Here is a 10,444-nt window from a genome sequence, read left to right on the forward strand (position 1 = left end):
GCACTCGGGAGGCAGGCGCGCCGCCGCCGCCAGCCTTTCCCGTCCTTGCAACCGGCGAAGGTCGCGACGGACCTGTCGCGCCCGGCTTGCGCAAGCGCCGGCAGGTCCGTTCCGTCGCTTGCGCGTTACGTCATCGTCCCTTTCTTCAATGCATCGATGCACGGAATTCCGGCGCGGCGTTTCGGCCGCAGGAATTTCGGCACCGCGCTCGGCTGGCCGACGCCGGCCTGGCTGTGTTCGACCTTCGGCTTGAACGCGGCCGTCTTCGCCTTGCGCGGGATCCGGCAACCGCCTGCCGGGAGATCGGCGTACGGATCGTCGTCCGCGGCGGTGGCGGCTGGCAGTGCGGGCGCCGTCGATGCGACCAGCATCGGCGCGAACGGCAACGCGCGCATCCGTTCGCCGGTCAGCACGAATGCGCCGTTCGCGACCGCCGGCGCGATCGGCGGCACGCCGGCTTCGCTCAGGCCGGTCGGATGCGCGTCCGACGGCACGAAGAACACGTCCACCGGCGCCGCCTCCTGCATCCGTATCGGCGGATAGTCGGCGAAGCCGGCGTTGCGGACCGCGCCGTGGTCGACGTCGATCGCGAAACCCGGCTTCGTCGTCGCGAGGCCGAACAGCGCACCGCCCTGGATCTGCGCTTCGGCGCCGGTCGGGTTCACGATGCGCCCGGCATGCACGCCGGCCGTCACGCGGTGCACACGCGGCCTTTGCGCTTCCACCGACACCTCGGTCACATACGCGACGACCGTGCCGGCCGTTTCGTGCATCGCGACACCCCATGCGTGTCCGGCCGGCAGCGTGCGCGTGCCGTAACCCGACTTGTCGACGGCGAGCGCGAGCGCGTCGCGATGGCGCGCATGCTCCGGGCCGGACAGCCGCGCCATCCTGTACGCGACCGGGTCTTGGCGCGCCGCGCGGGCGAGCTCGTCGACGAGCGTCTCCATCACGAACGCCGTATGCGTATGGCCGGCCGAGCGCCATGACTGGACCGGCACGTCGACATCCGGCTGATGGACCGACACCTGCATCGGGAATCCGTACGGACTGTTCGCGACGCCGTCTGTCAGGTCGGGATCGGTGCCGGCTTTGCGGATCGTCGTGCGTTCGAGCGGCGAGCCTTTCAGTATCGACTGGCCGACGACGACGTGCTGCCAGTCCGTCACCGCGCCGCTGCCGTCGACGCCGATGTCGACGCGATGCAGCACCATCGGGCGGTAGTAGCCGCCGCGCAGGTCGTCTTCGCGCGACCAGATCGTCTTGACCGGGCCCAGATGGCCGGCTGCGAGATACGCGGCCGATACGCGGGCCGCTTCGACCACGTAGTCCGACGTTGGCGTCGAGCGCCGCCCGTAGTCGCCGCCCGACGTCATCGTGAAGATCTGCACCTTCTCCGGTGCGACGCCGAGCGCCTTCGCCACCGCCGCGCGATCGGTCGTCTGCATCGACGAGCCGCCCCAGATCTTGATGCCGCACGCGCAGCTCGGCGGCCCGACGTCGACCGTGCAACTGAGCGGCTCCATCGGCGCGTGTGCGAGATACGGGAATTCGTAGTCCTTCCGGATGCGTGTCGCCGCCGTCGGCGCGTTGCCGGTATCGGCCGTGCGCACGACGGTGCCCGGCGTGCCGGCGAGCTGCCTGTACGCCTGCATCTGCTCGGCGGACGACACGGTCGAGCCGGTGTCCTTCCACGTGACCTGCAGCGCGTCGCGGCCGAGCTTGGCCGGCCAGTAGCCGGTTGCGATTACCGCAACGCCGGTGCCGCCGCGATCGGTCGGGATCTCGACGACCTCGACGACACCCTTGACGGCTCGCGCGGCCGCCGCGTTGTAGCTCGCGACCTGTCCGCCGAAGCGCGGCGGACGCGCGACCACGGCCACCATCATGTCGGGCAGCCGCCAGTCCATCCCGTACTTCAGCGTGCCGTCGAGCATCGCACGCGCGTCCACGCGTGGCGTCGGCTTGCCGATGAGGCGGAACTGGTCGGGCGACTTCAGCGGCACGTGCTGCGGCACCGGCATCGCCATCGCGTCCGGCGCAAGCTCGCCGTAGGTCGCGCGATGACTGCCCGACGTCACGATCCCGTCCTGCGTCCTGCAGGTGGCCGGGTCGACGTTCCAGCGCCGGGCGGCTGCCGCGACGAGCATCGCGCGCGCGGATGCGCCGAGTTCGCGGTATTGCATGAACGAATGGTTGATCGACGTCGAACCACCCGTCATCTGGATACCGGTCACCGGATCCTTGTACGGCTCGCCGGCCGGCGCGAGCACGGTGCGCACGTTGCGCCAGTCGGCGTCGAGTTCGTCGGCCAGCGCCATCGGTAGTGCCGTGCTCACGCCCTGGCCGGCTTCGCTCCGGTTGACGGCGACGGTGACGGTATTGTCCGGTGCAATGATCAGGAATGCTTGAGGCGGCGAAGTGCGAAGCGCGGTGCCGGCTTCGGCACGGGCACGCAGCGGCGGGACGCCGAGTGCGAGACAGCCGCTCGCAGCGATCGTGAGCTTCAGGAAGCCGCGCCGGCCGGGCCTCGGAGCAGCGGCTCCGGTGACGGACGTGACGTCGGCGTGGCGGGCGTCGGTGCGTGCCGGGCGCCCGGCGGTGCGAATGCGCATGTTCGTAGTCTCCCGGCTGGCTCAGGCAAGCGCCCTGGCCGCATCGTGAATCGCGGCACGGATGCGTTGGTAAGTGGCGCAACGGCACAGATTGCCGGCCATCGCGCTGTCGATGTCGGCATCGGTCGGCGCCTTGTTGCCGCGCAGCAGCCCGGCCGCGCTCATCATCTGGCCGCTCTGGCAGTAGCCGCATTGCGCGACGTCGTGCCGGACCCACGCGTCGAGGACGGCCTTGCCGACTGCATCGTCGGCGAGGTGTTCGGACGTCGTGATGCGCGCGTTTCCGACCGACGACAGCGCCAGCGTGCAGCTGCGCACCGGTCGTCCATCGACGTGCACGGTGCACGCGCCGCAGTCTCCTGTCCCGCAACCGAACTTGGTGCCGGTCAACCCCAGGTTGTCGCGCAGCACCCAGAGCACCGGCGTCGACGGATCGGCGTCGACTTCCGCCGGCCGGTTGTTGATGTTCAACGTCACCATCGTGAAGTTCTCCCGTGGACACCTCGTTATTACCGGCAACGACTAAACCGCAATGCGGCGGATCTGAATCAATTAAAGCAGATTCACGAAATGCCGAGCTGATTAAAACCGGAATGTTTTGCGTTTTTTAACGATCCGGGTCAATTAGTTAAAATATGAAATTTACATCTCGCATACGAATCATGAAATATTGGCGAAAGATTGTTGAGTTTTGACAAGATCTTTGCCGGTCCGTGGAAAACGTTTGCGAGTCGGGCCTATATTTGACTCGCGATCATTCGGGGAAGGCGCATGGATCGAATGACGGCTATTGATGCATCACGCAGCGGAACAATCGAAACGAGATTGTTCCGTTAGTGAACTGGATGTTCGTATACAGGAGGATCGCCCTGACGGGCGGGCGACTGAGGCCGGAATGCCGTTCGATGCAGATAAACAGACGCGTGGCAAGCGAAAGCACCAGCGGCGATTCCGATTGGAGCGGGACAGCGAATTCCAATTAGAGAAAAAATTACCGAACGAGGGCGGAAAAGTAAAAAATGCCGATTAAATAATTCTCATTGATTGATTCTCGCCGGTTTTTAATCCAGCAATTCGTTCGGGATTGGCGGCGGGGATATTTTTCAAAAAAATCGAATAACGCATTCAGGTATTTTCCTTTGCATTCGAGTGTGCAAAAGGAATGGCTCGGTGTCGTCGATTCTCTTTATGGGAAGGTGTGATTATGCGTATGCGCATCGGTTCGAACAAAAAGCGCGCGGAAGCACGTCCGAAATTCCTCGTCCCGACCGGCATGCTGGTTGCGCTGGTCGGCGCGGGCGTCATTCCCGCCGACGCGCTGGCGGCGTGCAGCGGTACCTCCACCGTCACCTGTACCGGTGCGACCACGAACTATGCGAACGGCACGAACAGCCTGAACGTGACGGTTGCCCAGGGCGCGACCGTTTCCGTGTTCCCATTGGTGGGCGGCACGGCCATGTCGCTGACGGGTAGCGGCGTGACGTTGACGAACAACGGCACGATCGATCCGTCGCTCGGCGGGCTGAGCGTCGTGTCCAACGGCACGGTGGTCGGCAATGTCGCATCCGCGAGTACCGTCAACGTCACGAACGCGAGCACCGGCGTGATGATGGGCTCGACGAGTTCGCTGCTCAACGGCCCCGCATTGACCGTATACAACGGCATCGGCGGGACGACGAACGTCACGAACGCCGGCACCATCGGCACGACGGGCATTCTCGGCTTCGGCGCTGGCCCCACCGCGCAGGTGGTCACCACGTCGGGCGGCGCGCAGGTCAACTTCACCAACGCGAGCGGCGGCACGATCAACGGTTCGGTGGCGCTCGCGCCCAGCGGTACGCCGGGCGCAGGCAATACGTTCACGAACGCCGGCACCGTCACGGGCAATGTGTCGCTGGGTGCGGCCCTCGGCACGTCGAACACGTTCAATGCGCTGACCGGGTCGTCGGTCGGGCTTGGCGTCGACGCCGGGCTGGGCGGCAACAACACGCTGAACCTGCAGCTGAACACGGCCGCCGGCGGCGCGACGAACGGCGCCATCGCGGTCGATACCTACGGCAATTTCAACAACCTCGCCGTGCAGGGCGGCACGTGGGACATCACCGGCGCATCGACCGCGACGAACGCGTCGCTGACCGGCGGCACCGCGATCGTCCATGGCGCCGGTGCGCTGGGCATCGGCACGATCGTGGGCGGTGGCGGCACGCTCGAGGCCGGCACGGCCGGCGTGAACCTGCTCAACAACGTGACGGTGACCGGCGGCCTGACGGTGGACGGTGCCAACGGGTTCGCATTGTCGGGTGCCATCGGCGGCAGCGGCCCGCTGAACGTGAGCGGCACCGGCGCGCTGACGCTGAACGGCGCCAATTCGTTCACGGGCGGAACGAATCTGACGGGCGGCGGCGGAATCGTCGCCGGTACCGCCACGGCGCTCGGCACGGGCGCGCTGAACGTGAGCGGCGCGGGCGGCACGCTCGGCACCAGCGTCGGCGGCACGCTGCTCGGCAACGCGGTGAACATCGACACCGGCGTCACCCTAGGCCTGAACGGTTCGGCCAACCTCGGTCTGGGCGGTGCGATCGCAGGCAATGGCGGCCTCGCGCAAACCGGCACGGGGACGACGACGCTGTTCGGCGCGAACACGTTCTCGGGCGGCACGACGCTGAGCGGCGGCGGACTGATCGCCGGGAGCGGCGCGGCGCTCGGCACGGGCGCGCTGCATGTGACCGGTGCGGGCGGCTCGCTGGCGACGAACGTGGGCGGCACGCTGCTCGGCAATGCGGTGAATCTCGATGCAGGGGCCACGCTCGGCCTGAACGGCGCGGCCGCCCTGAGCCTGGGCGGTGCGATCGGCGGGAGCGGCGGCCTCGCGCAATCCGGTGCCGGCACGACGACGCTGCTCGGCGCGAACACGTTCTCGGGCGGCACCGCGCTGAGCGGCGGCGGGCTGATCGCCGGCAACGGCGCGGCGCTCGGCACGGGGGCATTGAACGTATCCGGTACCGGCGGCACGCTCGCGACGAGCGCGAGCGGCACGGTGCTCGGCAATGCGGTCAATCTTGGCGCGGGCGCAACGCTGGGCCTGAACGGCTCGGCCGACCTGAGCCTCGGCGGCGCGATCGGCGGCAATGGCAGTCTCGCGCAAATCGGCGCGGGCACGACCACGTTGCTCGGCGCGAACACGTTTACGGGCGGCACGACCCTCGGCAGCGGCGGGCTCGTCGCCGGCAATGCCGCGGCATTGGGCACGGGGGCGCTGAACGTGATCGGCACGGGCGGCACGCTCGCGACGAACGCGAGCGGCACGGTGCTCGGCAATGCGGTGAACCTTGGCGCCGGCGCGACCCTCGGGTTGAACGGCGCGGCCGATCTCGGCCTGTCCGGCACGATTGCCGGCGCGGGCGCGCTCGCCCTTGGCGGCACCGGCGCGACGACGCTGTCCGGCGCGAACACGTTTACCGGCGGCGCGAGCCTGACGGGCGGCGGCAGCCTGATCGTCGAAGGCGGCAGCGCGCTCGGTGTCGGCGGCGCGTTGAACGTGAGCGGCCTCGGCGGTTCGCTGAGCACGGATTTGGCCGCCGGCGCGTCACTGGCGAACACGATCGGCCTGAACGGCGCGTCGCTGACGCTGAACGGCGCGAACGCTCTCGATCTGAGCGGCGCAATCGGCGGCACCGGCGGCCTCGTGTTGAGCGGCACGGGCACGACGACGCTGTCGGGCGCGAACACCTTCGGCGGCGGTACGACGCTGAGCGCCGGCACGCTGCTGGCCGGCAGCAATACGGCACTCGGCACCGGTGCGCTGAACGTCGCGGGCGCAGGCGGCGCACTCGGCGCGGCCGTGAGCGGCACGACGTTGAGCAACGCGGTGAACCTGGGCGCGGGCGCGACGCTCTCGTTGAGCGGCGCGAACGATCTCGGGCTGGGCGGCGTGATCAGCGGCGACGGCGGCCTCGCGCAGACGGGGGCGGGCATCACGACGCTGCTCGGTGCGAATACGTACACCGGCGGCACGACGTTGAGCGGCGGCGGGCTCCTTGCCGGCACCGGCAGTGCGCTCGGCACGGGCGCGCTGAACGTGACCGGCGCAGGCGGCTCGCTTGGCACGACTGTCGCCGGCACGGTGCTCGGCAATGCGATCCAGCTCGACGCAGGCGCGGCGCTGACGGTCGGGAATGCGAACGACATCGGGCTGGGCGGGATCATCTCGGGTGCCGGCGGGCTGTCGGTGACGGGCCCGGGCACGACGACGCTCACCGCGGCCGAGACGTTTACCGGCGGCACGACGATCGGTAGCGGTACGCTGGCGATCGGCGCGGGCGGCAGCCTTGCCGCGTCGAGCCCGGTGAACCTGACCGGCGCCGGCGCGCAGTTCAATATCGCCGGCGCGACCACGCCGCAGTCGATCGGCACGCTGTCGGGCGTCGCGGGTTCGACGATCGATCTCGGTGCGAACAACCTGACGCTGGCCGGCAGCGGCAACGGCGTCTTCGCGGGCAACATCGGCGGCGCGGGCGGGCTGACGCTCGCCGGAACCGGCACGGAGGCGCTGACCGGCAACAACACGTATGCCGGCGGCACGGCGCTGACGGGCGGCAGCCTGCTCGTCGGCAGCGCCGCGGCGCTCGGCACCGGCGCACTCGACGTGAATGGCTCGGCATCGCTCGGCGCGAGCGTGCCCGGCGTGACACTCGGCAATGCCGTGAACCTCGGTACCGGCGTCACGCTCGGATTGAACGGTGCGACCGATCTCGGCCTGAGCGGCACGATCGCCGGAGACGGCAGCCTCGCGCAGACGGGCACCGGCACGACGACGCTGCTCGGCGCGAACACGTACACGGGCGGCACGACGCTGAGCGCCGGCGGCCTGATCGTCGGCAGCGGCTCGGCGCTGGGTACGGGCGCGCTGAACGTGACGGGGGCAGGCGGCACGTTCGCGACGAACGTGGGCGGCACGCTCGTCGGCAATGCCGTGAACCTCGGCGCAGGCGCAACGCTCGGCCTGAACGGCGCAGCCGACCTGAGCCTGGGCGGCGTGATCTCCGGCGACGGCGGCGTTGCGCAGACCGGCACCGGCACGACGACGCTGCTCGGCGCGAACACGTACACGGGCGGTACGACGCTGAGCGGCGGCGGGCTGATCGCCGGCAACGGTTCGGCGCTCGGCACGGGCGTGCTGAACGTCGCGGGCGCGGGCGGCTCGCTCGGCACGAGCGTCGGCGGCACGGTGCTCGGCAACGCGGTGAATCTCGGCACGGGCGCGACGCTGACGGTTGGCGGTGCGAACGATCTGGGTCTGGCCGGGGCGATTTCCGGCGGCGGCAATCTGTCGGTGAACGGCCCGTCGACGACGACGCTGACCGGCGTGAGCACGTACACGGGCGGCACGACGATCGGCAATGGCAGTACGCTCGCGGTCGGGGCGGGCGGCAGCCTGTCGGGCGGCAGCCTCGTCGATCTCGCCGGCGCGGGCGCGACGCTCGACCTGAGCGCGGCCACGTCGCCGCAGTCGACGGGCGGCCTGGTCGGCGCAGCCGGCTCGGCGGTGAACCTGGGCGGCAACACGCTGACGCTTGGAGGCTCGGTCAGCGGCACGTTCGGCGGCACGATTGGCGGCGCGGGCGGCCTGACGATGTCGGGAACCGGCACGGAGACGCTGACCGGCGCGAACACGTATACCGGCGGCACGACGATCAACAGCGGCACGCTGGCGATCGGCGGCGGCGGCAGCCTGTCGGCGAACGGTGCGGTCAACCTTGCCGGTGCGGGCGCGACGTTCGACCTGAGCGGCGCGACATTGCCGCAGACGACGGGCGCGCTGTCGGGCGTCGCCGGTTCGACGGTGAACCTCGGCGGCAACAGCCTCACACTGGGCGGCACGGGCAGCGGCACGTACGACGGCACCATCGCCGGCGCAGGCGGCAGCCTGACGTTGTCCGGTACGGGCACCGAAACGCTGAACGGCGCGAACACGTACACGGGTGGCACGAGCCTGACGGGTGGCGGCACGCTGATCGCGGGCAATGGATCGGCGCTCGGCACGGGCGCGCTGACCACGAGCGGCGCGGGCGGCTCGCTGGCCGCGAGCATCGCCGGCACGACGCTCGGCAACGCAGTGAATCTCGGCGCGGGCTCGACGCTCATGCTTGGCGGCACGAACGACCTCGGCCTGAGTGGAATCGTCTCGGGCGGCGGCAGTCTCGCGCAAACCGGCAGCGGTACGACGGCACTGACCGGTGCGAACACGTACACGGGCGGCACGACGCTGAATGCCGGCGGCCTGTCGGTCGGCAACAACGCGGCGCTCGGCACGGGCGCGCTCAGCGTAACCGGCGCGGGCGGCACGCTCAGCGCGAGTACGGCGAACCTGCTGCTCGCGAATGCGGTCGACCTCGGCCCCGGTTCGGCGCTGAATCTCGGCGGCGCGTTCGACTTCGGCCTGAACGGCATCATTTCCGGTGCAGGCGGCATCGTGCAATCGGGCACCGGCACGACCACGCTCGGCGGCGCGAACACGTACGGCGGCGGAACGACGCTGAACAGCGGCGGACTGAGCGTCGGCAGCAACACCGCCCTCGGTACCGGCGCGCTGAACGTGACCGGCAACGGCACGCTGAGCGCCAGCGTGAACGGCACGACGCTCGGCAACGCGGTCACGCTCGGCGGGGGCGCGACGCTCGGGTTGAACGGCGCGAACGATCTCGGCCTGAGCGGCACGATTTCCGGCAGCGGCAGCCTCGCGCAGACTGGCACCGGCACGACGACGCTCACCGGCACGAACACGTACGACGGCGGCACAACGCTCAGCGGCGGCGGGCTCATCGCCGGCAACGGCGGCGCACTGGGTACCGGCGCGCTGAACGTCACCGGCACCGGCGGCTCGCTCGGCACGAACGTCGCGGGCACGACGCTCGGCAATGCCGTGAATCTCGGCGCGGGATCGACGCTGATGGTGGGTGGCGCGAACGATATTGGCCTGGGCGGCGGGATCTCCGGCAGCGGCGGCCTGTCGGTCAGCGGCCCGTCGACGACCACGCTCACCGGCACGAACACCTACACCGGCAATACGACGATCGGCGGCGGCAGCACGCTGGCGGTCGGCGCGGGCGGCAGCCTGTCGTCGGGCAGCGCGCTCGATCTCGCGGGTACCGGCGCAACGCTCGACATCAGTGCAGCGACTTCGCCGCAAACGAGCGGCATGCTGTCCGGCGTATCGGGCACGACCGTGAATCTCGGCGGCAACACGCTGACGCTGGCCGGCTCCGGCAACGGCAGTTATGCCGGCACGATCGGCGGCACGGGCGGGCTGACGATGTCGGGCACGGGGACGGAAACGCTGACCGGGACCAATACGTACACCGGCGCGACGACGATCAACAGCGGCACGCTGGCGATCGGCGCAGGCGGCAGCCTGTCGGCGAGCAGCCCGGTGAATCTGGCCGGTGCCGGTGCGACCTTCGACGTGAGCGGCGCGACCACGCCGCAGACGACCGGCACGCTGTCGGGTGTCGCGGGTTCTACGGTGAACCTTGGGGGCAACAACCTGACGCTGGGCGGGTCGGGCAGCGGCACATACGGCGGCACGATTGCCGGCGCGGGCGGCAGCCTGACGCTGTCGGGTACCGGCACGGAAACGTTGACGGGCAACAACACGTACACGGGCGGCACGAGCCTGACGGGCGGCGGCACGCTGCTGGCCGGCAACGGCTCCGCACTCGGCACCGGTGCGCTGACCACGAGCGGCGCGGGCGGCACGCTCGGTACGAGCGTGGCCGGCACGACGCTGACCAACGCGATCGATCTCGGCGCGGGTTCGACGCTGACGGTCG

Annotated in this window: 3 protein-coding genes; 1 reads left to right on the plus strand and 2 read right to left on the minus strand. The window is 69.7% G+C overall.

Annotated elements, in window-relative coordinates; translation table 11 throughout:
• Positions 1-125: 125 nt before the first annotated feature.
• Positions 126-2,615 carry a xanthine dehydrogenase family protein molybdopterin-binding subunit gene (locus HW466_RS25685; RefSeq protein ID WP_151005305.1) on the minus strand — a complete coding sequence of 830 codons (2,490 nt, stop codon included), beginning with the start codon at positions 2,613-2,615 and terminating at the stop codon, positions 126-128.
• Between the two features lie 21 nt (positions 2,616-2,636).
• Positions 2,637-3,095: a (2Fe-2S)-binding protein gene (locus tag HW466_RS25690; RefSeq protein WP_059451827.1), complete on the minus strand. Its 459-nt coding sequence runs from the start codon at positions 3,093-3,095 to the stop codon at positions 2,637-2,639.
• A 724-nt stretch (positions 3,096-3,819) separates the two neighbouring features.
• Here HW466_RS25690 and HW466_RS25695 point away from each other — a divergent pair.
• Positions 3,820-10,444: autotransporter-associated beta strand repeat-containing protein (locus HW466_RS25695; RefSeq protein WP_176316110.1), on the plus strand; the 6,625-nt coding region annotated here is incomplete at its 3' end.

Source organism: Burkholderia territorii (assembly GCF_902833055.1).
GTDB lineage: Bacteria > Pseudomonadota > Gammaproteobacteria > Burkholderiales > Burkholderiaceae > Burkholderia > Burkholderia territorii.

What these genes read in the sequence shown, in the direction of transcription:
- HW466_RS25690 (WP_059451827.1), bottom strand. Translation starts at nt 3,095, where the DNA reads ATGGTGACGTTGAACATCAACAACCGGCCGGCGGAAGTCGACGCCGAT.
- HW466_RS25685 (WP_151005305.1), bottom strand. Translation starts at nt 2,615, where the DNA reads ATGCGCATTCGCACCGCCGGGCGCCCGGCACGCACCGACGCCCGCCAC.